We start from the raw sequence: 21,178 nt of genomic DNA on the forward strand, positions 1-21,178 counted from the left end.
TTCCTTTTTTTCTTATATATTAATAATGTGAAAATCCGAATAATCTCGATTTCGGACTGCAAAGATACTGTTTTTCAGCGGGATACCGAAATTTTCTCGCATTTTTTTTCAAAATTTTGCTATTTTCTATACCGTTTGGGCGGATTTTTGTACCTTTGCACCTGAAAAAACAAAAACACAGGTATGAAGCAGACAAAAATAGTAGCCAGTATAAGTGACCGTCGGTGTGAGGTGGATTTCATCCGCAGTCTGTTCGAAGCGGGAATGAATGTAGTCAGGATGAACACGGCCCATGCCGATGAGAAGGGTCTTAAGCAGATTATAAATAATGTGCGGTCTGTCAGTCATCATATCGGTATCCTTATTGATACGAAAGGACCAGAAGTGCGCACCACGGGATGTGTGGAGCCAATCGCCTATAAGACGGGTGATGTGGTGAAGATCTTCGGACGTCCGGAGGTGGATACGACTCACGACATCATCAACCTTTCCTACCAGAATTTTGCTGCTGACGTGTATGAGGGCTGTCATATCCTCTTCGATGATGGAGCGCTGGATATGCTGGTCATTGGCATCAATGGTCCTGCGGTGATTGCACAGGTGCAGAACGATGGTGTGCTCGGTGCTCATAAGAGTGTGAATGTGCCAGGTGTTCATATTGCCCTGCCGGCGCTGACTGAGAAGGATCGTAAGAATATCATGCTGGCTATCGATCAGGATATTGATTTTATCGCTCACTCTTTTGTCCGCTCTGCCGCTGACGTGCGCGCCGTGCAGGCTATTCTGGATGCCTATAACTCGGATATCAAGATTATCTCAAAGATTGAGAATCAGGAGGGTGTGGATAACATCGACGAGATCATTGAGGCCTCGTATGGTATCATGATCGCACGTGGCGACTTGGGTATTGAGGTGCCTATCGAGCGTATCCCGGGTATCCAGCGACAGATTATCCGTAAGTGTGTAAGGGCCAAGAAACCTGTTATCGTGGCTACGCAGATGCTTCATTCGATGATACAGAACCCTCGTCCTACGCGAGCTGAGGTGACCGACATCGCTAATGCGATATACTATCGCACCGACGCTCTGATGCTCTCGGGCGAGACGGCCAGTGGTAAGTACCCCGTGGAGGCTGTACGGACGATGGCTGCCATAGCTGAGCAGGCAGAGAAGGATAAGATGCGTGAGAACGATATCGAGGTGCCTCTGTCGCCTCAATGTGATATCCGTGAGTTCATGGCTCATTCGGCTATCGAGGCCACGGAGAAGTTGGGCGTGAAGGGTATCATCACGGATTCTAATACGGGTGATACGGCTCGTAATCTGGCAGCTTTCAGAGGACCGAACCCCGTGCTTGCCATCTGCTATAACGACAAGCTTCAGCGTCTCTTGAATCTGTCGTATGGTGTGATACCTGTCTATCAGAAAGAACACATCAGCAATGAGGAACTGTTCCATGCTGCCGTCCGTATGCTGCGTCAGAAGGGCTATGTGCAGGATGAGGACAAGATTGCCTACCTGAGTGGAAATGTCGGTGAGGGCGGTGGCACGAAATTCCTCGAGATCAACTCGGTCAAGGAGGTGTTCAACAACCAGTACCGTTTCCATTTGCCACAGATTTAAGACAAGTGTTGATGTAATAACAGAAAAGAAATAATCCTATGGCGACAGTAGACGATAAGAAAGTGATTTTCTCCATGGTCGGCGTGAGCAAGACCATCCAGCAAAACCAGAAACAGGTTCTCAAGAATATTTATCTCAGCTTCTTCTATGGAGCGAAAATCGGTATCATCGGTCTGAACGGTGCCGGTAAGTCGACTCTGATGAAGATTATTGCCGGTCTCGACCAGCAGTATCAAGGTAATGTGGTGTGGAGCCCCGGCTACTCAGTGGGCTATCTGCCGCAGGATCCGCCACTGAACGAGGATAAGACGGTGAAGGAGAATGTGATGGAGGGCGTGCAGCATGTGTACGACGCTCTTGCAGAATATGATGAGATCAATGTGAAGTTCGGACTGCCCGAATACTACGAGGATCCCGACAAAATGGAGAAACTGATGGCGCGCCAGGCTGAGTTGCAGGATATCATCGATGCGACGGATGCCTGGAATATGGATTCGAAGCTCGATCGTGCGATGGCTGCATTGAACTGTCCTCCCGGTGACTGGAGCGTGAAGAACCTCTCCGGTGGTGAGCGTCGTCGTGTGGCACTCTGTCGACTGCTACTTCAGAAGCCGGATGTGCTCCTGCTTGACGAGCCGACCAACCACCTCGATGCGGAGTCTATCGACTGGTTGGAGCAGCACCTGCAGCAGTATGAGGGAACGGTCATCGCCGTGACGCATGACCGTTATTTCCTCGATGACGTGGCAGAGTGGATACTCGAACTGGATCGTGGTGAGGGTATACCCTGGAAAGGTAATTACTCGTCGTGGCTGGAGCAGAAGAGTCAGCGACTGGCACAGGAGGAGAAGTCGGCCTCAAAGCGTCGTAAGACTTTGGAACGTGAGCTGGAATGGGTGCGTATGGCTCCGAAGGCGCGTCATGCCAAAGGAAAGGCTCGTTTGAACTCCTATGATAAGATGCTGAACGAGGAACAGAAGCAGAAGGAGGAGAAGTTGGAGATCTTTATTCCGAATGGTCCGCGTCTGGGTAATAAGGTGATCGAGGCACATGGTGTGACGAAGTCGTATCCGGAGAAACAACTCTTCACCGACCTGAACTTCGTGTTGCCGCCTAATGGTATAGTCGGTGTTATCGGACCTAATGGCGCTGGTAAGACCACATTGTTCCGTCTGATTATGGGACAGGAACAGGCTGATGCCGGTACCTTCGAGGTAGGAGAGACCGTAAAACTGAGCTACGTCGATCAGCAGCATAAGGATATTGATCCGGAGAAGACGGTCTATCAGGTGGTCAGTGGTGGCAATGAGACCATCCGCATGGGTGGGCGCGACGTGAATGTACGTGCTTATCTCTCTCGCTTTAATTTCAATGGTGCCGACCAGGAGAAGAAATGTGCTGTACTCTCTGGTGGTGAACGTAACCGTCTGCATCTGGCAATCGCCTTGAAACAGGAAGGAAACGTGCTGTTGCTCGATGAACCTACAAACGATATCGACGTGAACACACTCCGGGCTCTTGAGGAGGGCTTGGATGCCTTTGCAGGCTGTGCTGTCATCATCAGTCACGACCGTTGGTTCTTGGATCGTATCTGTACACATATCCTTGCCTTTGAGACACCGGCCGATGGGTCGGGAGAGGGGAACGTGTTCTTCTTCGAAGGCAATTATACCGAGTACGAACAGAACAAGGCACAGCGTCTGGGTCTTGAAGAACCCAAACGTATCCGTTACCGTAAACTGATGGAGGAATAGGAGTGACTAAGGCTTCCGCCGTCTTAGAGGCAGATGCTCTCAATGCGGAGTCTTAGCGTTCCTGCCGGAACACGTACTTCCACGATGTCGCCTGTCTTCTTGTAGAGGAGGGCTTGTGCGATAGGTGACTTGATGGATATCTTCCCTTCGCGGATGTTTGCCTCGTGGGGACTAGCAATCGTGTAGGTCATCTTACTGTTGTTGGCCAGATTGGTCATCTCAACCTTACTGAGCAGTTGGACACTATCGGTGCCGAGTCTTGACATGTCAATGACTCGTGCATTGGCCAGCACCCGCTGTTTGAAACGTATCCTACCCAATAGACGAGACTGTTCTCGTTTGGCGGCATGATACTCGAAGTTCTCGCTAAGGTCGCCCTTGTCGCGGGCCTCGGCGATGGCGTCTTTCACCTGTGGCAGTTCTATGCTCTCCAACTGATGCAGTTCGGCTACGAGCTTATCGTAGCCCTCTTGCGACATATATTCGAAACTCATGATTATTACCCTTTCACGGCCTTTGGAGTCCAGTTATTGAAGAAACGGAGCACTTTCTTCTGATGATAGCCGTTGCCCTCTTCCAGAAAGCTCGAATCCTGGATATGGACGACCTTACCGGTCTCGTCAAGCACGACGAAGACGGGGAATCCGAAACGCTCGGGGTGGTTCAGGCGCTGTAGCATGGTCTTTACTTGCTGTGCCTTTTCTACGTCATCTTGAGACTTACGTGGATTGTAGTTGACGTGGATATACACGAAACTGTCGTCAATAACCTGACTGATCGTGCTGTCGTTCGTGATGAAATCGGCAAAGCGCAGGCACCACGGACACCAGTTACCACCAACCTGACAGATGACGAACTTTCCTTCAGACTGAGCTTTGGCAATGGCTTGGTCTATCTGTTCGATGGGGTTGATATCTTCGTTGTATACTTTCTTTAATGTCGTCTGTGCGTTCGCTGTGACAGCAAAGAGGGCGACAAATAGGGTCGTGATGATGCTCTTTCTCATTCTAATCATAAACAATTGTAAAATCGGTTGCAAAATTAAAAAAAGTCTCTGATATCTCAATCTAAAAGCGTATCTTTGCGGAAATATTTAATAGTATTTACGGATTATTTGCATCATTCGACGCTTTAGAGGAGCGGTGTGATAACCATAGAATTGTATGAAAAAGATAGTGACTTGCTTACTGACTGTTTTAGGGCTGACAACAGCTTGTGGTCAGGAGAACTTTGAGAATGCTGATGTGAAGGCTTTCGCAGAGTTGATGGAGAATACTCGTGTCGTGGTACTGGATGTGCGTACTCCTGCGGAGTTCACCGAAGGGCATATTGAGGGAGCTCTCAATATCGACCAGGGAGAGGATCACTTTATAGAGAAGATTAAGGCGATTCTTCCTGCAGACAAGACGATTGCCATCTATTGTAGAAGTGGTCGTCGTTCTGCCAATGCTGCTGGTCGATTGGCCGCCGCGGGCTATAAGTGTGTGAACCTGAAGGGTGGCATCATTGCCTGGAAAGAGGCTGGGATGGCGGTGACCACTGATGTCTACGAGGTAGATGTTTTCAAAACCAAGGGTGGAAAAGACATCAAGTTCCACGCTCTGATGCATTCCTGTATCCGTATCGAGTACGACGGCAAGGAGATAGAAATTGACCCGTGCTCGAAGCTGGGCGGGAGAGTCGTGGATTATACGATGATGCCCAAGGCCGACTATATCTTCGTGACGCACGAACATGCCGACCATTATGATGCATCGACCATCAGACTATTGTCTGCGGAGCAAACACAATTGATCATGAACCGGCGTTGCGCTGATATGTACGGTTCTGATGGACAGCATCAGCCAAAGGTGATGGTGAACGGTGACAAGTTACAGATAGCAGACGATGTCACGGTTGAGGCTGTTCCTGCATATAATACAACTGAAGGTCATCTGCAGTTCCATCCCAAAGGGCGTGATAATGGATATATCTTGACTCTTGACGGACTGCGGGTCTATATTGCCGGTGATACGGAGGATATTCCTGAGATGGAGACCATCAAGGATATCGATATTGCCTTCTTGCCTTGTAACCAGCCCTACACGATGACGCCGGAACAACTGGTCAGGGCGGCAAAGGTGATCAAGCCCAAGGTGCTGTTTCCTTATCACTATGGGCAGACGGACGTGACCACCATTCCTTCACAACTGCAAGGTGAGGGGATAGATGTGAGAATCAGGCATTATGAGTAAAGAATATGCTGTAGGATATGAGAAAAATACTTTTGTTGATATTGCCTTTCGTCTTTGTTGCATGTGAGTGCGACGATAGTAACAGGAGTTTAGCAGAGAAGGCCGACGTACTTCTTGATGAAGTGCTCAAAGAGAGTTTTAATGGTTTGATCGATGTGCGTAAGGACAGCAAGACTTATGAACATCTGCAAAAACTGACTGAAGAGGCCTTGTATCAGTCGGAAGGCAAGAGTAAGTATGCCCTGCCTTTACTCTATAAGGAGAATAACTTTCCGTCTGTGTACAATTACTACACGGGAACTCGGGGCGATAACAAGGCCGTCAAGAAGACCATGATAGGCTGGTTATGTGCCATGCAGTTATCCGAACTTGATCCGTCCAAGCGTAATGCCCTCTATAAGGCGGGATATGAGGTCGGTGGCTATGGCATGAACAGTCCTATCTACGGCTACCATTTCGATTCAGATCCCAATGTGGCACGACTGGTTGCAAGTGCTGTCTATGCGGCCTTGCATACATACTCTATGGCTAAGACTGATATCATGAGGCAGGAAGTCGGCGGCGTCCGGTATCATACGCATCTGGCAGTGATGCTCGCGGAAGAGTCGCGTAATCATGTTACCGATGATGCTTTCTATGTTGATTTGCGTAAGTTCATGGCAAGTGCTCCTGGTCCTTATGTGCCGGCATACGCGGATCGTGGCGGCATTAATCCGACCTTCCCCGACGAGAAGACGGCCAATGGCTGCTTGAAGGTGGATATGGATATCTACAACAGTATTGTCGCAGAACGGAACCTGCCGGACCAGAGAACGGTTCAAGCCATTGCCGACGAAGACAGTGATATGCATCACATATTTGGTACGGATAAGAGGAATGTTGGAGGCATGTATGATTTCAATGCTGTATTTGGCGAGTCGACGATCGGTGAGATCATCAACCCTGAAGGGAAGATTGCGGCGCTTGTCCTTCTGGTACAGAAGGCAGGAAATTCAGCAAGAGGCATTCTCCAACACGCAAGTCCTGCGCTTGGTCATTATGAATATGGCCGGTTAAGACCTGGCTGCTCTGAACAACAGGAAGGAAAGCGCAAGTCTGACTCGGACGACCGGTTCAATGTACTGTCTTGTTTTGTGATTGAGGACAATGACGGACATAAGGCATCGTATAGTGGTGACGGCATGGAAAAATACTACTATGATGAGAACGGCAACTGGACCGATGCGACGGTACAGTCGCCAGAGCAGTACGAGGCTCTGGGCAAGGATCTGTTGTATGCCAATTCCTACCCAAGTGGTCATGCTGCTGGAATATGGTCGGCTGCCATGACATTGATGGAACTCTATCCACAGAAGGCCGATCTGATCATGAGGGCTGCCAACGATTTCGCCGTGTCAAGGACTGTCAGTCGTTATCACTGGAATAGTGATATCATACAAGGTAGGATAATCGGAAGTGTTATGAATCCTATCTGTCGTGCGACATCTGACTACGGTGTCCTCTTCGAAGAAGCTAAAAAGGAGCGCTGACATATCTCAGCGTTCCTTTCTTTTTAGCCATGTCCAAAGGACAGCAGCTATATAACGTGCAGTCCGAGGAAGACCATCAGCCCATTCATTAGTATCCAGAAGATGGCGAAAGGTAAGGTCTTGCGCATGATATCACCATCTTGTCCCTCCATATCGCAGGCGGCAGTCGCAATGGCGATACTCTGTGGCGAGATCAGTTTTCCGCCCTCCGAACCGGCGCAGTTGGCTGCAGCTATCCAGTTGGTCTCGTTGCCGGAAACACCAAAGAAGTTGGCATCGTTCACCAGACCGAGTTGTCCGGCGGCAGCTGCCTGCAGTTTACCGAAGAGAATATTAGCCGATGTGGCCGAACCGGTGACGAACGTGCCGATGCTACCGATAAGCGGTGCGAAGAACGGGTAGGCGACGCCTGTGATGGCGACGAGTCCCGTGGCGATGGCCAGCGTCATGCCAGTGTTGTTCATCAGTGAGGCGAGGGCTACGAGACAGCAGATGGTCAGCGCCGTCTTCTGTAGGTTATAAGCCGTTTTGCCGAGCAGTTTCATCAGTCGTCCGATGCTCATTCCCTGGATGAGACCGCCAATGATGGCACCGAGGAACACCATCAGTCCGGCATTCGAGAGCCAGCTGAAAGAAAACGTGTTGCCGATGACGGGCATCTGGAACTTCGTGACAAGCGTAGACTTCAAGAGTGCGTTGATGTCCGGACAGATCTTGCTGGAGATGAGAATGAAGAAGATGATGAACCCATAGACGCTCCAGGCGCGGAAGGTCTTAGCGAAACCGAACTTCTTCTTCTCGACGTACATCACGTCATTCTCTGCGTGGTGACGGATAAATAGTTTGTTGTATATCAGCATGGCGATGATACTGCCGACACTTCCAAGGATGGCAGGCGTCTCCGGACCGAGGAACAGGGCGCATAGGAACTGGATGAGGATGGAGAACGTGCCGACGAAGAATGCCAGTGTCACGTTCTTCAAGAGCTTGGTCCTGTCGGTCATCATCAGGATGAGGAAGGGGGTGATATAGAACATCAGTGAGAGCTGGATAATGATATAGGTGGAGATAGAGCAGAGCATCTCATGGCTCGCCATACCACCCGTCAATTCGCCCGCTACCTCATTGGCCAGTGTCGTTGCCGGTAGACCGACGGCACCGAAGCCCACGGCCACGGTATTGGCGACTAGACAGATAACGGCCGAGAACATCGGTTTGAAACCCAGTCCGATGAGGATGGCTGCAGGGATGGCCACAGCCGTTCCAAAGCCTGCCATACCTTCGAGCACGCCACCGAAGCCCCATGTCAGCAGGAGCACCAGCAGTCCTTTGTCACTTGTCAGTTGTATGAACTGTGCCTTGATGGTCTCGATCTCCTTCGTCTCGCACAGGATACTGTAGCTGAAGATGGCACATATGACAATCAGAATGATGGGGAAACAGGCTTTGAGAAAGCCCTCGATCACCGACCAGAAGGCAATACCGTAGATGGACGCTCCCGCATATTTCGCGGGCACGATGCCTATCGAGGGAGCGACAAACAATGCCAATAAGATGGTTACAACGAGGGTAACGAGTGCACTCTTCCATCCTGACACCTTCAGACCCATCATGAGCACAAAGAGTAGTAGGATAGGGATAACAGATATGATTGCTGCCATAGTTAATATAGGTTTTGTGAATAATTCTATTTCTTGGGGGTAGTACATTCGTTGACCAGATAGATGATGCTCATGTATGGGATGCCTGTATTGGTCTCGAGGCCGATTTCACAGGTACGGCTGTTGCTGTAGCCCACCTCGATGGCGTTCGCTTCTATCTGCGGACGTAACTTGCGTAAGCCATACTTGTTCAGTTCTGGGAAGGTGAAACCGCGGTCGCCAGCAAAGCCACAGCAGCCAACGCCTTCGGGCAGATAGACATTGTTACAGCAGAGTCTGGCAAGGGCTATCATGTCCTTGTCGACTCCCATCTCACGGGTAGAGCAGGTGAGATGAAGGGCGATATGACGATTGATAGGGTGGAAGTCGAGACGTTCTACGAGGTACGTCATGATAAACTCAGCAGGTTCGTATAGTTTCATCTTTTTCATCACCTTACGCATGCGGTGCAGGCACGGGCTCTGGGCACAGAGTACAGGGTATTTGCCGTGTTCGGATGCTTTCCATAGGGCTTCCTCGAGCTCGGCACTCTTGCGGTCGGCAATATCAAGCATACCTTTGCTCTCCCATATCTGGCCACAGCACATACGCTCCATGCCCTCTGGGAAGATGGTCTCATAGCCAGCCTTGGCAAGCAGATGGATCACCTCATCAACCAGTGTACGTTTGTCTTTGCTCTCTTTCGATGTACCCATCGTCTGGTTGATACAGCTGGGGAAATAGACGACCTTCAGCGGTGAGTGTTCCTCTTCTTTTTGTGGGATTCCCTTTTCGATGATAAACTGCGTGAGGTCCGACGGCTTCGGTTGACGTTTCTTCTTAGGCATGGCCGTTGTCCAGAGCGGCAGTCCCATCTTGTTCATCGTACGGCACACGTTTGTCATCAATGTCGGTCCGAGGGTGATGTGACCGAGGTGGGCCACGTCAAGCACAACACGCAGTCCCTGCTTGATGCCAGCCATGTGGTTGGCTGCAAACTCACCGATCTTATAGCCGGTAGGATTGTTGTTCATGTCCATCTGACGAATCAGGTGGGTCAGCTCGCCTGTGTTGATCTTCATCGGACACGAGGTCGAGCAGAGACCGTCGGTTGCACAGGTCTGGTCACCATAGTATTTATATTGTTTACGTAGGGTGGCGGCACGCTGGGGATCGGCACCCGTGGCTTCCAACTCGCATATCTCACGCTGTACGGCGATACGCATTCTGGAGGAAAGGGTCAAGCCGCACGACATACAGTTGACCTCGCAGAAGCCGCACTCGATACACTTGTTGGCCCGTTTCACCTGTTCGATGGTCTCCTTAGATGTGGAGAGACTGGGATCCATCAGGTAATGGCCACCGTCGGGTACCTTGTCGAAATCGAAATCAAGCACCGGTAACGGCTTCAGACATTTGATGAAGCAATCCGGATCGTCGTTGAAGATAACGCCAGGGTTCAGCAGTCCTTCCGGGTCGAAGATTTGCTTCAGCTCCTTCATGACATCATAGGCCTTGTTGCCCCACTCATACTTCACGAATGGCGCCATATTACGGCCTGTGCCATGTTCGGCCTTCAATGAGCCGTCGTAATCTTCGACAACAAGTTTGGCCACGTCGCGCATCATCTCTGCATAGCGGTTCACCTCACTCTCGCTCTTGAAACTCTGGTTAAGGATGAAGTGGTAATTGCCCTCGAAGGCATGACCATAGATACAAGCATCGCCGTAACCATGGTCGGCAATGAGCTTCTGCAACTTGACCGTTGCCTCTGGCAGACTCTCTATGGGGAAGGCCACATCCTCGATAAGGCATGATGTACCTACTGGTCTTGTGCCACCTACAGAGGGGAAGATGCCCGAGCGTATGGCCCAGTATTTACCGTAGATCTGCGGGTCTTCAGTAAACTCTAAGGGCGTATAGAGCCTGAACTGTTCCAAGCATGCCTTGATCTTCTCAATCTTTTCCAACAGTTGCTCATGGGTGATACCCTTGGTCTCGGTCAGGATAGCTGTCAGATTGTGGTAGTCGCCAGGTTCCACCCCCTCGATCCTGCCTGCATCCACATCCTCTTTGTACTGTAGGAACACGGGATCGTCGACAGCACTCAGAGACATATAGTCGAGCATCTCGGCACTTTTCACCATCAGGTTCTCTGCACTCATCGCCAGATCCTCATCGCCTGCCTTGAGCTGTTTCATGGCCACCACAGCCTCACAACTCTCCTTCATCGTGAGGAAGTATACCATTGCCGAGGCCTTGTAGGGGTAGTCACGTAGCGTTTTCATCGTTACCTCGGCGAGGAAGGCCAGCGTACCTTCTGAGCCCACCATGGCGTGGGCAATGATGTCGAAGGGGTCATCATAGGCGATCAGCGGTCGCAGGTTCAGACCTGTCACGTTTTTGATACTGTATTTCTGACGGATGCGCGATGCCAGTTCGTCGTCAGCGCGCACCTTGTCGCGCAGTTCCTCAATCCGTCTGAGAAAGTCGGGGTGACTCTTACGGAACGCCTCCTTGCTCTGTTCATCGCCTGTGTCAAGGATTGTGCCGTCAGTCAAGATAAGACGTGCCGACACCATCATACGGTCGCTGTTGGCATGAACGCCGCAGTTCATACCCGAGGCATTATTCACCACGATGCCGCCCACCATGGCCGAGCCGATGGAGGCAGGGTCGGGCGGGAACACTCGTCCGTAAGGCTTCAGGATCTCATTGACGCGTGCCCCCACGATACCAGGTTGCAGTTGGATGGTATTCTGATTCTCTCCGATCTCGTATTTCTCCCAGTGCTTGCCTGCCACGATGAGTATCGAGTCAGAGCAGCTCTGTCCTGAGAGTGAGGTGCCTGCCGCGCGGAAAGTGAAAGGCAGCCTGTGCTTACGACAGGTCTTCACGATTCTCGACAACTCCTCCTCACCGTCGCTTCGGATGACGATCTGCGGAATCTGACGGTAGAAACTGGCATCCGTTCCCCATCCCAAGGTGCGCAACTCATCTGTATAGATGCGGTCTTTGCAGATAAACTGTCTGATATCTGCAAGGAATGCTTGATAGGCTGTATTCATATTCTAAAGGATTTGGCTAAAATCAACATACGACTTATTTATTATATAGGTGTCAATAGGCCTGTTCTAGGTCAGCGATGTTGCAAATATAAGAAATAATCCGATACCATCAAAGTAATTCCTACAAAAAATAATCTCTGCCCCTTCATCTGCTCAGGGTGGGGCCTGTCCCTAATTGATAGTATCCCATAGTAGAGAGCCGTTTTCCGAATACATATTTTTAGGTATTGTAAGAAAAAAATAAACCTCGTACCTTTGCACCTCAAAAAACTATTAAGGTAAAAAGATTGTAAGAAATGAGGATTCAAATGATGATGTTCGTACTGACGACGGTCATGACCGTATCAGCGCAGGAGAGTGCCGATTCTGACACAAGCATCGTTTTCAACAGAGAACTGCAGGGTGTCACGGTGGTGTCACATAACACGGTACGCAAGATGCGCGAGGCAGCCATGCCAGTGACCGTGCTTGGGGTGCGCCAACTCGAGGGAACAACTACCAGTCTTAACGATGCACTGGCCCGTACGGCAGGCATCACCGTGAGGAATACAGGTGGTGTGGGCAGTGCCTCGCGCATCTCCGTCCGTGGTCTCGAAGGCAAGCGCATGGGGGTCTATATCGATGAGGCGGCCATTGGTCAGCTGAGCGACTACATGACGCTCAACGACGTTCCCACAGATATGATCGAGCGCATCGAGATATATAAAGGTATTGTGCCATATCGTTTCGGCGGTTCTGCCCTGGGCGGTGTGGTCAATGTCGTGACCAAAGAGTATCCGCCTTTCTATCTCGACGCCAGCTACGAGATCGCCTCATTCAACACCCACAAACTCAACTTCACGTTTAAGCGGTCCAACGAAGACACGGGCCTGCAGTTTGGCATTGGCGGTTGTCTAACCTATTCCGACAATAACTACAAGATGGAACTTCTGAACCTTGGCAACCGTAAGGTGAGGCGTGACCATGACACGTTTCAGAAGATGATGATGGGTGCGTCGCTGAAAGCTACTAAGTGGTATTTTGACGAGGCGAAACTCGAACTTGTGTTCACTGGTACGAAAGCCGAGATACAGGGCATTGACAGCGATATCCGCGAGGCCTACAACCACGGCATGTCGGGTATCACCGCTCTCACGCTGAAGCGCGACAACTTCCTGTTCGACGGTCTCGACTTCGATTTCGACGGCTGCTACAGCTACGGCGAGAACGGACTGAAAGACGATGCTATGTACCGTTATGACTGGGACGGTCACCGTTATCCTGCCGTCTCGCCCTATGGCGGTGAACAGGGCTCTTATGCCTCCGACTCAAAGAACCATACCCACGACTTGGCAAGTAAGCTGAACCTGAACTACCTGTTGAACGAGCACCATGCTTTCAATATCAACCTGTATGCTACCCACACGCGTCAGAACCCCAAGAACGAGCTGATGGACAAGAGCTTCGGCTATCAGACCAACTTCCCCAGTCATATGAGCAGTTTCACGGTGGGTCTTTCCTACGATCTGACGCTCTTTGGCGGTCGCTTTATGAGTGCAACCACACTGAAGAACTTCAGCTACTCCTCCCGCACCCGTGTGCTGGAATATACCTTTATCAACAATCCCACCAGCATCAGTCTGCATCGTAACTACTGGGGTGCCAGTGAGGCTCTGCGCTATAAGCTCACCAAAGAGCTCATGGCAAAGGTGTCGCTCAGTTCCGAGGTGCGCATCCCCACGGCTGAGGAACTCACAGGCAACGGCTACTCCATACTGCCCGCCACCAATCTCGAGCCCGAGCGTTGCAAAGATATCAATGCCGGATTCATCTACCACCGTCCCAGTGACTACGGTTTTATCGAGGTCGAGGCTAACTATTTCTGGAATCAGCTCGATAATATGATCCGCTATCAGGCTGATATGATACCCTCGATGGCGCGCTATGCTAACTTCGGCAAGGTGGTGACCAACGGCGTCGATGGTGAGGTGAAGGGCGACGCCACCCCTTTCCTGTATTTCTACATCAATGCCACCTATCAGAACCTGCGCGACAAACGTAAGTTCGAGGTTGGTTCGACGGCTGCCAACCCCACCTACAACAAACGCATGCCTAACATCCCTTACTTCTTGGCAAACGCAGGTTTCGAACTACACAAGGAGAACCTCTTTGGTGGCCGCGCACAGAACAGCCGCCTGTTGGTCGATGCGTCGTATATCCACAAATATTTCTACGACTTCGAGATGAGTCGCTACCAGGACCGTAAGATCCCCACTTCGCTCACCTTCGATGCCGGCATCGAGCATAGTTTCCAGAATAACCGCTGGACACTGACGTTCAAGGTGAAGAACCTCACCGACCGTGTGGTCTATTCCGACCTGAACCGCCCTCTGCCTGGTCGTAATGTCGCCTTCAAGGTGAAATACATTCTGAAATAACCAGTTTTTATCACATTAATAAATCTATAGAAACATGAACTTCAAGCATTTGATTTGGGTCGCAGCGTTGGCACTCACCATGACCGCCTGCGACGATGACGATGTCAACCGCAAGGACGACAACACCGCAGCAGGTAAGATCCTGTTCTCCACCACCGTTACCAACCCCTCAGGCGATAGCGGCAGCGGCTATCTGCAGGCCGTAGGCCAGCTCGATGGAGGTGTCAGCTACTCTAATGCCAACGCTATCCCACTGGGTTTCGGCTCGTATCCCTGTGTCTGCAAGAGCGGCAATATCTACGTGTTCCCTGACTATATGGGAGGTACGGAACTGAAACTGCGCCGCTATGTGCTCAATGCCGACAACCAGTTGGAACTCAAGGGTTCTATGATGCTCCCGGCCAACTCCAGTGCGGCCATCGTTGTTGAGGCCAGTCAGGAGAAGGCCTATATCTGCTGTCAGAGCCTTGATCTGATCATCGTGTTCAACCCCGAGACGATGACCGAAACAGGGCGTATTGATGTCTCCAGCCTGCACAATGAGGGTGTCTCGGCCTATCCTGGTGCCCTATATATCCGCGATGGCATCCTCTACGTCGCCCTCGAGCAGTACAACTCGCAGTGGATGCCTAGCGAGAACGCCCTCGAGATGGCCCTCTACAACGTGGCCGACGACCAGTTCATCAAGAAGATACGTAACACCTCACTGGGGCTCTGCGGTCCCACACGTCCTATCGATAACCACTCCATCTTCGAGGACGAGCAGGGCGACCTCTATATCAACTGTACAGGCTCGTTCGGCTATATCCCAGGCCTCAATTCCGGTATCGCCCGCATTAAGAAGGGCCAGACCGAATTTGACGAGACCTATAGTATCAAATTCTCCACCGAGAAAGTCAGCGGCCTGAGTTGCGACTATGTGAATGTGCTGATGATGTGCCGCTATGCCGGCAACGGAAAGATGTACGCCTACGGCTTCGCGCCAGCGCTTGACCCCACCAATACCAACACCTTCACGGCTCGTATCGGAGTGGCGCTCTTGGTCGATCTCTACCAGAAGACCATAAAGGTCATCGACGGACTGCCACGCTCCAACGGTCACGGTGTGGCTATGGGACGTCATGGTAATAAGATGGTATTCGGCTCAGCCAACGACGCATATAATGGTTTCTCGACCGTCGACATCAACACGGGTGAGGTAGAGACCAAGGTTGCTACTGTCGAAGGCTTCCCCTCATTCTTCTACAGTTTCGAGTAAGTGGTGATTTTATAAGTGTTGTCCCCTGAAGGCATCTGCCTCCAGGGGACATTTCTTCTCTTTTGATGGTCGCCATATGGTAGAAAGTATCATTTGAGATGCTCTGTAAAAAAGTCGGCTAAAGTGTCCCAAGGAATCATGTTTTTGGGCTGTCCCTTGACCTTCGGTCGAGCTTGTTTCTCTTCGTAGCCGCCATCGTAGAGATCACAATGAGTGGCATCGGGGATGATGAGCAGCTGCTTGTTCTCAGGGTTGGGATTGGGTTCACCAACAAACTTGTAGCCATCGGCCTTGCCATCTACCATATAGTGATAGGCTGCCTCGCCAAAGTAACGCGAGTGGGCGTTAGCACCATGCATCACGAGAACAGCAGAGCGGATCTCGTTGATATAATAGAGGAAACGATTATTGGCATAGGCCTGTGTGCCGATGACGCGCCACCCGTCGTTCGAGTTGCCTGAACGGGCATGATAGCCACGTGGAGTCTTGTAATAATCGTAGTAGTCGTGGACGAAGTTGGGAGCCTGTGGGGGCACGCTATCCAGCACACCGCCAGCCATCGCGCTGGGGTCGGCGAGACGCTGCTTGGACAGATTCTCACGGTTCCTATGACGCCATTGTTCATTGTCGAAAGCATCGTTATAGTCGTTGCCACTGACGCGCGTCATATCATACATCGTTGAGGCTACGGTAGCCTTGATGCGCGTGTCGGCAGCGGCAGCATTCAGGGCGATTCCGCCCCAACCGCAGATGCCGATGATGCCAATCTTCTCGGCATCCACATTATCCTGCTTAGACAAGAAATCGACGGCAGCCATGAAGTCTTCCGTATTGATGTCGGGCGAAGCCGTACGACGCGGTTCACCGCTACTTTCTCCTGTATAGGAAGGGTCGAAGGCCAGTGTTACAAAACCACGCTCCGCCATCTTCATGGCATAGAGTCCGCTCGACTGCTCTTTCACGGCTCCAAAGGGACCAGAGACCGCAATGGCTGCCAGTTTGCCTTCAGCATCCTTTGGCGTATAGAGGTCGGCCGCCAGTGTCAGACCGTATTGTGTCTGAAACGTCACCTTGCGGTGGTTCACTTTCTCACTCAGCGGGAATACCTTGTCCCACTCCTGTGTCAAATTCAGTGTCGTCATATTTTCTTCCGTTTTAGTTCGTTCTTTGTTTGTGCAAGCTGTGAGCATACCTCCCACCAGCGTTGCTGCTAATAATATTTTTTTCATAATGTTTTTTTACCATTCATAATATATATCCCCTTCGACGGATGTTCCGTTCTCTGTCCATTCTGCGAATAGTAAGCACCATGTTCTGTGGTTGTGCTTTTGGTGTTGCTGATGCTTGTGGCATCTGCTGTCAACGACTGTGTGATGCAGATATTACTATAGCGAGTTATACACTTCATCTGTCACAGGTTCACACCACTCGTTGCTTGCTCCATTCTGTACATCTTTATGATACGTCAGATGCTGGAACCACGAATCTTTCTGCGCTCCGTGCCAGTGTTTCACCTCGGCAGGGATGGCGATGATGGTGCCGGGAGTCAGCTCTTGCGGCTTCTTGCCCCATTCCTGATACCAACCGCGACCTGCAACGCAAATCAATACCTGCACCTGCTTGTGGTGGATGTGCCAGTTGTTGCGGCAGCGGGGCTCGAAAGTGACATTGGTCATACCATCCTCCATCTGGGCCAGATAGCTGTTGCCGACAAAGAACTGGGCGTATGCTGTGTTGGGCTCACCCTTGGGCCAGACCGAGAAATCAACGGTCTGCACAGGACTATGGTCCTGTCCGAAGACTGTAGCTAGTGCACAACGAAGCCGTTCAGCTTCGGCTGTTCCTATTTTTGTTTCGAGCAATGCTGGCATCTCCATGAGTACCTCATCGCTGACTCCCATGTTTCTGGCTCCTGACACATGGGCTTGCAGTTGTGGTTCGCAGCCAGGTAGGGCAGAGATGGCCGCAATCGTAATGATCTCACGATCGGCAAACGTCAGGTTGTTGCGAGCGAAGATATCACCAAAAAGGTGCGCCTTCAGATAGTAGTCGGTCTGTGGGGCAAAGGTGTAAGTAAAAGGTTGCCCTCCGCAGAGCCTGGTCTGCACTTCAGTACCCTGCTTCAGTGCATTGTAGTCTTTCGGTTGTGGGTCGGCCTCGCGGCCTTCATCTATTCGCAGTCCTGCCTCTGTGCGTTCTTTGATGACCTGTTGCAAGGCGCCTAGTGCGTTCAGTGAACGCGGAAAACCTGTGTAGGCATAGAGCTGAGACAGAGCCTCTTTGGACTCGTTCACGGTCAGTCCCTGTTCAAGTCCGTCGTTCAAGGCTGCTTTAAGTCCCTTGATGTCTCCCTTGGCTTCGTTGGCTGCTATAGTTACGAGTGCCTGTTGTTTTATTGATAGTGTCATATCCTGTGAAGATGCTGTTGTGGCAAACATGGATGCCAATATTAGAAGAATTTGTTTCATAGAGTTATCCGTAATTTTGGATGAGATATTTCACGAACTGTGGGTCACCGAAATTTCTGGTACCTGCGTCGTGCTGGTTCATAGCGGCAATCTGAGCCATATCGTCATCACTCAGCGAGAAGTCGAAGATGTCGATGTTCTGCGCCATGCGCTCCTTATGACTCGACTTGGGAATGGCCACGATGCCGCGCTGGGTAAGCCAACGAAGAGCTACCTGAGCAGCTGTCTTATTGTACTTGGCACCGATAGTAGCCAGCAATTCACTCTTCACGATGCCGTCCGTGCCTTGTCCACCGAGCGGGTACCAGGCCATCATCTTAGTGCCAAATTCGCCATGAACAGGCTCTATTCCTGTTTGCTGAGAGAGGGTATTGCACTCCAACTGGTTCACCATCGGCTTCACCTCCACATAGTGGGCAAAGTCGAAGAAGCGGCCAGCCTGGAAGTTGCTTACGCCGATGGCGCGAACCTTACCAGCACGATAGGCCTTCTCCATTGCCCGCCATGTGCCGAACACGTCGCCATAGGCCTGATGGATGAGCAGCAGATCGATATATTCCGTCTGCAACTTGCGCAGGCTTTCATCGATGCTTTTGGCTGCTTTCTCTTCACCGGCATTGGATATCCATACCTTCGTCACCAAGAACAGATCCTCGCGCTTCAGTCCACTCTTGCGCCAGGCATTGCCCACACCTTCTTCGTTCTGGTAGGCCTGTGCCGTATCTATCAGGCGATAGCCTACGCTCAAAGCATCCGTCACGCAACGCTCACACTCGTCAGGGCTTACCAGAAACACACCGTAGCCCAAAGTCGGCATCTGAACGCCGTTATATAGTTTAATGTACTCCATCATTTTCTGTTCTTAGTATCCAAGTCCTTTAATCCATTTTTCTACTTTCGCCCGTTCTGTGCGCACCTCGTGACCGTAGATACTAAAGCCCTTCTGAACGTAAGCATCAGGGAAGGCTTCTTTTACGTCCTCTACGCAATTGGCCAGTCCGCTACCCTCATGGGTGGTAAAGGGAATAATGGTCTTGCCCTTGAGGTGGTTCGCATGCTTCTTGAAGAAGGTAAACATCACCTGCGGATAGGTGCCCCACCATACGGGACCGCCGATGAACACGGTGTCGTAGGGAGTTAAGTCCACATCTCCTTCATACTCGGGCATTTCGCCATTCTTGGCTTCTTCCTGTGCCAGTTTGATGAGCGGGGTATAAGCCATGCCGTCATACTTGTGGGTTACAATTTCGAACTGCTCTGCACCCGTCAGTTCCGTGATGTAATCGGCCACAATCTTCGTGTTGCCCACCTCGATGTTTCCTACTGCATAGTTGTCTCCTGCATGTGAGAAAAACACCACAATACTCTTACCTTTTTCCATAACTTTCTCCTGTTTTGTGCCGCCACTGCATGCCGTTGATACAAACAGTGCTATGGTAGCCGTGATGATACTCTTGATGTTCATTGTTGTTTGTAGCTTGATTCCGATGGCAAAGTTACGATAATTGCTCTATACTTATGTTTCACAAAATACGTCACGATTTTCACTTTTTGCATAAATCGTTCGTTTTTGTTTAAAATATAATGTACTTTTGCATTGTTAAATCATGCAATATGAAGATGGACTTTCACTATTCCACAGATTTCTTTGGGATGAATGCCCCAGAGTTGAGTCATACCTGTATGCATCTGCTCTGTACGGCAGGGGAGGGAAGCTTTGTGTTCAATGAGCGCTGCTACCACATTACGAAGAATGATCTGGTGGTGACACCAACACCTGGGAGGGTGAGGAACCTGGCTGCGCATACTGGCATGAAAGTGGAATGGTTCGCAGCTGATAATAGATTGCTGCAGAATCTTTTGCCGTCGAACAACTATAGTATCGGTGGAAGTATCTCGTTGAGTCAGGACCCTGTTATCAGACTTACCGACGAGCAGGCACAGCATCTGTTGCAGGACTTCCACCGTTTGCGCGACCGCATGGAAGACCGTCACCTGCAGTTCTATCGTGAACTGATGGGAAGTCTCTGTCTGACGATGATGTACGACATCTTCGAGGCACATGCCCAACGCGATGCCTCTGACACGCATACCGACCGTACGACCTATATCGTGAAACAGCTGATGGCTCTGCTTGCCACGGGCATCAGTCGCACGGAGCGTGATGTGAGCTACTATGCCGAGCGACTGAACGTGTCGCCCAAATACCTGTCGGCCACGATCAAGCGTGTGACGGGCCGTAGCGTCACCTCGTATATCGATCGTCACACCATACCCATCCTAAAAGACTATTTGAATAATGAACGGCTGTCGCTCACCCAGATTGCCGACAGCATGAATTTCTCGTCGCTCTCTTACTTCAGTCGCTATTGCTCGAAACACCTGGGGCAGTCGCCTAGTGAGTACAGACAGAGCCTTCAGCCGAAGTGATGGGTGGCTCGTATCAGTGGAATCAGCATATTAACAAACAATTAATGAATGATGGCTTACATGAATAGATTTACCCAGTCGGATGACTATCGGCGCGATGAGTTGATCCGCATCATCGAGCACGCTGTTGAGAAACTGACTTTATCGGAGTTGGAGGCGTTGTATTACGATATGACTACCAAAGCCTATATCAACGACCTTTAACCCATGTGATTTGAAAAGAAAGGGATATATGATCAGAAAAGCAAATAAAAACGATATCGGACGCATCATCGACTTGTTGCATCAGGTGGATATGGTGCATCATCGGATACGCCCTGACCTGTTTAAGCCCAATACGACGAAGTATAATGAGCAGGAACTGGAAGCACTCTTCGGTGACGACAGTAAGCCCGTGTTCGTGTATGACGACGGGGAGGTGCTGGGGCACGCCTTTTGTGTGTTGACAGAGGTGAAGGGCCATCATCTGCTGGAGGATGTCAAGACATTGTATATCGATGATATCTGTGTCGATGAGAAAGCCCGTGGCAAACATGTTGGGAAGGCACTCTATGAGTATGTACGTGACTATGCCAAATCAATCGGCTGTCACCATATCACGCTCAACGTCTGGGAGGGGAACGAGCCGGCCTGTGCTTTTTACAGGAACATGGGGATGCGGGTGCAGAAGACCACTATGGAGATGATGATCGACCAGACGTCATAGTTCCGCCACATGAGGTGATACGTAGGTAAGATCAATGAAATGAGAGAACCA

18 protein-coding genes are annotated in these 21,178 nt (G+C 50.7%); 9 read left to right on the forward strand and 9 right to left on the reverse strand.

Annotation, left to right across the window (positions count from 1 at the left end):
- Positions 1 to 183: 183 nt before the first annotated feature.
- Together pyk and ettA are read left to right on the forward strand one after the other, a co-directional pair.
- Positions 184 to 1,623: a pyruvate kinase gene (pyk, locus tag BMY63_RS00095; protein WP_091913927.1), complete on the forward strand. Its 1,440-nt coding sequence runs from the start codon at positions 184 to 186 to the stop codon at positions 1,621 to 1,623.
- A gap of 38 nt (positions 1,624 to 1,661) precedes the next feature.
- A complete protein-coding gene (gene ettA / locus BMY63_RS00100) occupies positions 1,662 to 3,377 on the forward strand; it encodes an energy-dependent translational throttle protein EttA (RefSeq protein WP_091899168.1) in 1,716 nt (571 codons plus the stop codon).
- Between the two features lie 23 nt (positions 3,378 to 3,400).
- Here ettA and greA read toward each other — a convergent pair whose 3' ends face one another.
- Complete coding sequence (greA, locus tag BMY63_RS00105) at positions 3,401 to 3,871, reverse strand: transcription elongation factor GreA (RefSeq protein WP_091899169.1); 471 nt, start codon at positions 3,869 to 3,871, stop codon at positions 3,401 to 3,403.
- Between the two features lie 5 nt (positions 3,872 to 3,876).
- Positions 3,877 to 4,392: a thioredoxin family protein gene (locus tag BMY63_RS00110; protein ID WP_255397389.1), complete on the reverse strand. Its 516-nt coding sequence runs from the start codon at positions 4,390 to 4,392 to the stop codon at positions 3,877 to 3,879.
- 148 nt (positions 4,393 to 4,540) lie between these two features.
- Between BMY63_RS00110 and BMY63_RS00115 the strand changes: the two genes are divergently transcribed.
- Positions 4,541 to 5,611 carry an MBL fold metallo-hydrolase gene (locus BMY63_RS00115; protein WP_255397390.1) on the forward strand — a complete coding sequence of 357 codons (1,071 nt, stop codon included), beginning with the start codon at positions 4,541 to 4,543 and terminating at the stop codon, positions 5,609 to 5,611.
- A gap of 17 nt (positions 5,612 to 5,628) precedes the next feature.
- Positions 5,629 to 7,140 carry a phosphatase PAP2 family protein gene (locus tag BMY63_RS00120; RefSeq protein ID WP_091913929.1) on the forward strand — a complete coding sequence of 504 codons (1,512 nt, stop codon included), beginning with the start codon at positions 5,629 to 5,631 and terminating at the stop codon, positions 7,138 to 7,140.
- A gap of 47 nt (positions 7,141 to 7,187) precedes the next feature.
- Here the strand turns inward: BMY63_RS00120 and BMY63_RS00125 are convergent, their stop codons facing one another.
- Positions 7,188 to 8,801, reverse strand: a complete 1,614-nt coding sequence (locus BMY63_RS00125) for an L-lactate permease (RefSeq protein WP_091913931.1) — start codon at positions 8,799 to 8,801, stop codon at positions 7,188 to 7,190.
- Positions 8,802 to 8,827: 26 nt separating this feature from the next.
- Positions 8,828 to 11,848, reverse strand: coding sequence for an FAD-binding and (Fe-S)-binding domain-containing protein (locus BMY63_RS00130; protein WP_091913933.1), 3,021 nt, complete (start codon positions 11,846 to 11,848; stop codon positions 8,828 to 8,830).
- 296 nt (positions 11,849 to 12,144) lie between these two features.
- Here BMY63_RS00130 and BMY63_RS00135 point away from each other — a divergent pair, with 296 nt between their 5' ends.
- Both BMY63_RS00135 and BMY63_RS00140 read left to right on the forward strand, forming a co-directional pair.
- Positions 12,145 to 14,265, forward strand: coding sequence for a TonB-dependent receptor (locus tag BMY63_RS00135; protein ID WP_091913935.1), 2,121 nt, complete (start codon positions 12,145 to 12,147; stop codon positions 14,263 to 14,265).
- A gap of 34 nt (positions 14,266 to 14,299) precedes the next feature.
- Entirely contained in the window at positions 14,300 to 15,523 is a 1,224-nt protein-coding gene (locus BMY63_RS00140; RefSeq protein ID WP_091899175.1) for a hypothetical protein, read from the forward strand.
- An 89-nt stretch (positions 15,524 to 15,612) separates the two neighbouring features.
- Here the strand turns inward: BMY63_RS00140 and BMY63_RS00145 are convergent, their stop codons facing one another.
- The 5 genes from BMY63_RS00145 to BMY63_RS00160 all read right to left on the reverse strand — a co-directional run bounded on the left by BMY63_RS00145 (position 15,613) and on the right by BMY63_RS00160 (position 19,456).
- Positions 15,613 to 16,713 (reverse strand): alpha/beta hydrolase, encoded by a 1,101-nt coding sequence (locus tag BMY63_RS00145; RefSeq protein ID WP_091913937.1) that lies wholly within the window; start codon positions 16,711 to 16,713, stop codon positions 15,613 to 15,615.
- 35 nt (positions 16,714 to 16,748) lie between these two features.
- Positions 16,749 to 16,931: a hypothetical protein gene (locus tag BMY63_RS12145; protein ID WP_143065679.1), complete on the reverse strand. Its 183-nt coding sequence runs from the start codon at positions 16,929 to 16,931 to the stop codon at positions 16,749 to 16,751.
- Positions 16,909 to 17,931 (reverse strand): carboxymuconolactone decarboxylase family protein, encoded by a 1,023-nt coding sequence (locus BMY63_RS00150; RefSeq protein WP_091899889.1) that lies wholly within the window; start codon positions 17,929 to 17,931, stop codon positions 16,909 to 16,911. The genes BMY63_RS12145 and BMY63_RS00150 overlap by 23 nt, the downstream gene beginning before the upstream one ends.
- A gap of 64 nt (positions 17,932 to 17,995) precedes the next feature.
- A complete protein-coding gene (locus BMY63_RS00155; protein WP_091899890.1) occupies positions 17,996 to 18,841 on the reverse strand; it encodes an aldo/keto reductase in 846 nt (281 codons plus the stop codon).
- A 12-nt stretch (positions 18,842 to 18,853) separates the two neighbouring features.
- A complete protein-coding gene (locus BMY63_RS00160) occupies positions 18,854 to 19,456 on the reverse strand; it encodes a flavodoxin (protein ID WP_091899177.1) in 603 nt (200 codons plus the stop codon).
- 149 nt (positions 19,457 to 19,605) lie between these two features.
- Between BMY63_RS00160 and BMY63_RS00165 the strand changes: the two genes are divergently transcribed.
- From BMY63_RS00165 to BMY63_RS00170, 3 genes are read left to right on the forward strand one after another with little or no spacing between them, the layout of a single operon-like run.
- The gene (locus tag BMY63_RS00165) at positions 19,606 to 20,421 is read left to right on the forward strand and encodes a helix-turn-helix domain-containing protein (protein WP_255397391.1); all 816 of its coding nucleotides are present in this window, start codon (positions 19,606 to 19,608) and stop codon (positions 20,419 to 20,421) included.
- Between the two features lie 60 nt (positions 20,422 to 20,481).
- Complete coding sequence (locus BMY63_RS12230; protein ID WP_177178339.1) at positions 20,482 to 20,625, forward strand: hypothetical protein; 144 nt, start codon at positions 20,482 to 20,484, stop codon at positions 20,623 to 20,625.
- A gap of 28 nt (positions 20,626 to 20,653) precedes the next feature.
- Positions 20,654 to 21,127, forward strand: coding sequence for a GNAT family N-acetyltransferase (locus BMY63_RS00170; RefSeq protein WP_091913939.1), 474 nt, complete (start codon positions 20,654 to 20,656; stop codon positions 21,125 to 21,127).
- Positions 21,128 to 21,178 lie beyond the last annotated feature (51 nt).

Source organism: Prevotella aff. ruminicola Tc2-24 (assembly GCF_900110895.1).
Classification (GTDB): domain Bacteria; phylum Bacteroidota; class Bacteroidia; order Bacteroidales; family Bacteroidaceae; genus Prevotella.

Excerpts from the sequence above, each read along its gene's own strand:
- pyk (WP_091913927.1), top strand. The coding sequence starts at position 184 with ATGAAGCAGACAAAAATAGTAGCCAGTATAAGTGACCGTCGGTGTGAG.
- ettA (WP_091899168.1), top strand. The coding sequence starts at position 1,662 with ATGGCGACAGTAGACGATAAGAAAGTGATTTTCTCCATGGTCGGCGTG.
- greA (WP_091899169.1), bottom strand. The coding sequence starts at position 3,871 with ATGAGTTTCGAATATATGTCGCAAGAGGGCTACGATAAGCTCGTAGCC.
- BMY63_RS00110 (WP_255397389.1), bottom strand. The coding sequence starts at position 4,392 with ATGATTAGAATGAGAAAGAGCATCATCACGACCCTATTTGTCGCCCTC.
- BMY63_RS00115 (WP_255397390.1), top strand. The coding sequence starts at position 4,541 with ATGAAAAAGATAGTGACTTGCTTACTGACTGTTTTAGGGCTGACAACA.
- BMY63_RS00120 (WP_091913929.1), top strand. The coding sequence starts at position 5,629 with ATGAGAAAAATACTTTTGTTGATATTGCCTTTCGTCTTTGTTGCATGT.
- BMY63_RS00125 (WP_091913931.1), bottom strand. The coding sequence starts at position 8,801 with ATGGCAGCAATCATATCTGTTATCCCTATCCTACTACTCTTTGTGCTC.
- BMY63_RS00130 (WP_091913933.1), bottom strand. The coding sequence starts at position 11,848 with ATGAATACAGCCTATCAAGCATTCCTTGCAGATATCAGACAGTTTATC.
- BMY63_RS00135 (WP_091913935.1), top strand. The coding sequence starts at position 12,145 with ATGAGGATTCAAATGATGATGTTCGTACTGACGACGGTCATGACCGTA.
- BMY63_RS00140 (WP_091899175.1), top strand. The coding sequence starts at position 14,300 with ATGAACTTCAAGCATTTGATTTGGGTCGCAGCGTTGGCACTCACCATG.
- BMY63_RS00145 (WP_091913937.1), bottom strand. The coding sequence starts at position 16,713 with ATGCTCACAGCTTGCACAAACAAAGAACGAACTAAAACGGAAGAAAAT.
- BMY63_RS12145 (WP_143065679.1), bottom strand. The coding sequence starts at position 16,931 with ATGAAGTGTATAACTCGCTATAGTAATATCTGCATCACACAGTCGTTG.
- BMY63_RS00150 (WP_091899889.1), bottom strand. The coding sequence starts at position 17,931 with ATGACACTATCAATAAAACAACAGGCACTCGTAACTATAGCAGCCAAC.
- BMY63_RS00155 (WP_091899890.1), bottom strand. The coding sequence starts at position 18,841 with ATGGAGTACATTAAACTATATAACGGCGTTCAGATGCCGACTTTGGGC.
- BMY63_RS00160 (WP_091899177.1), bottom strand. The coding sequence starts at position 19,456 with ATGAACATCAAGAGTATCATCACGGCTACCATAGCACTGTTTGTATCA.
- BMY63_RS00165 (WP_255397391.1), top strand. The coding sequence starts at position 19,606 with ATGAAGATGGACTTTCACTATTCCACAGATTTCTTTGGGATGAATGCC.
- BMY63_RS12230 (WP_177178339.1), top strand. The coding sequence starts at position 20,482 with ATGAATAGATTTACCCAGTCGGATGACTATCGGCGCGATGAGTTGATC.
- BMY63_RS00170 (WP_091913939.1), top strand. The coding sequence starts at position 20,654 with ATGATCAGAAAAGCAAATAAAAACGATATCGGACGCATCATCGACTTG.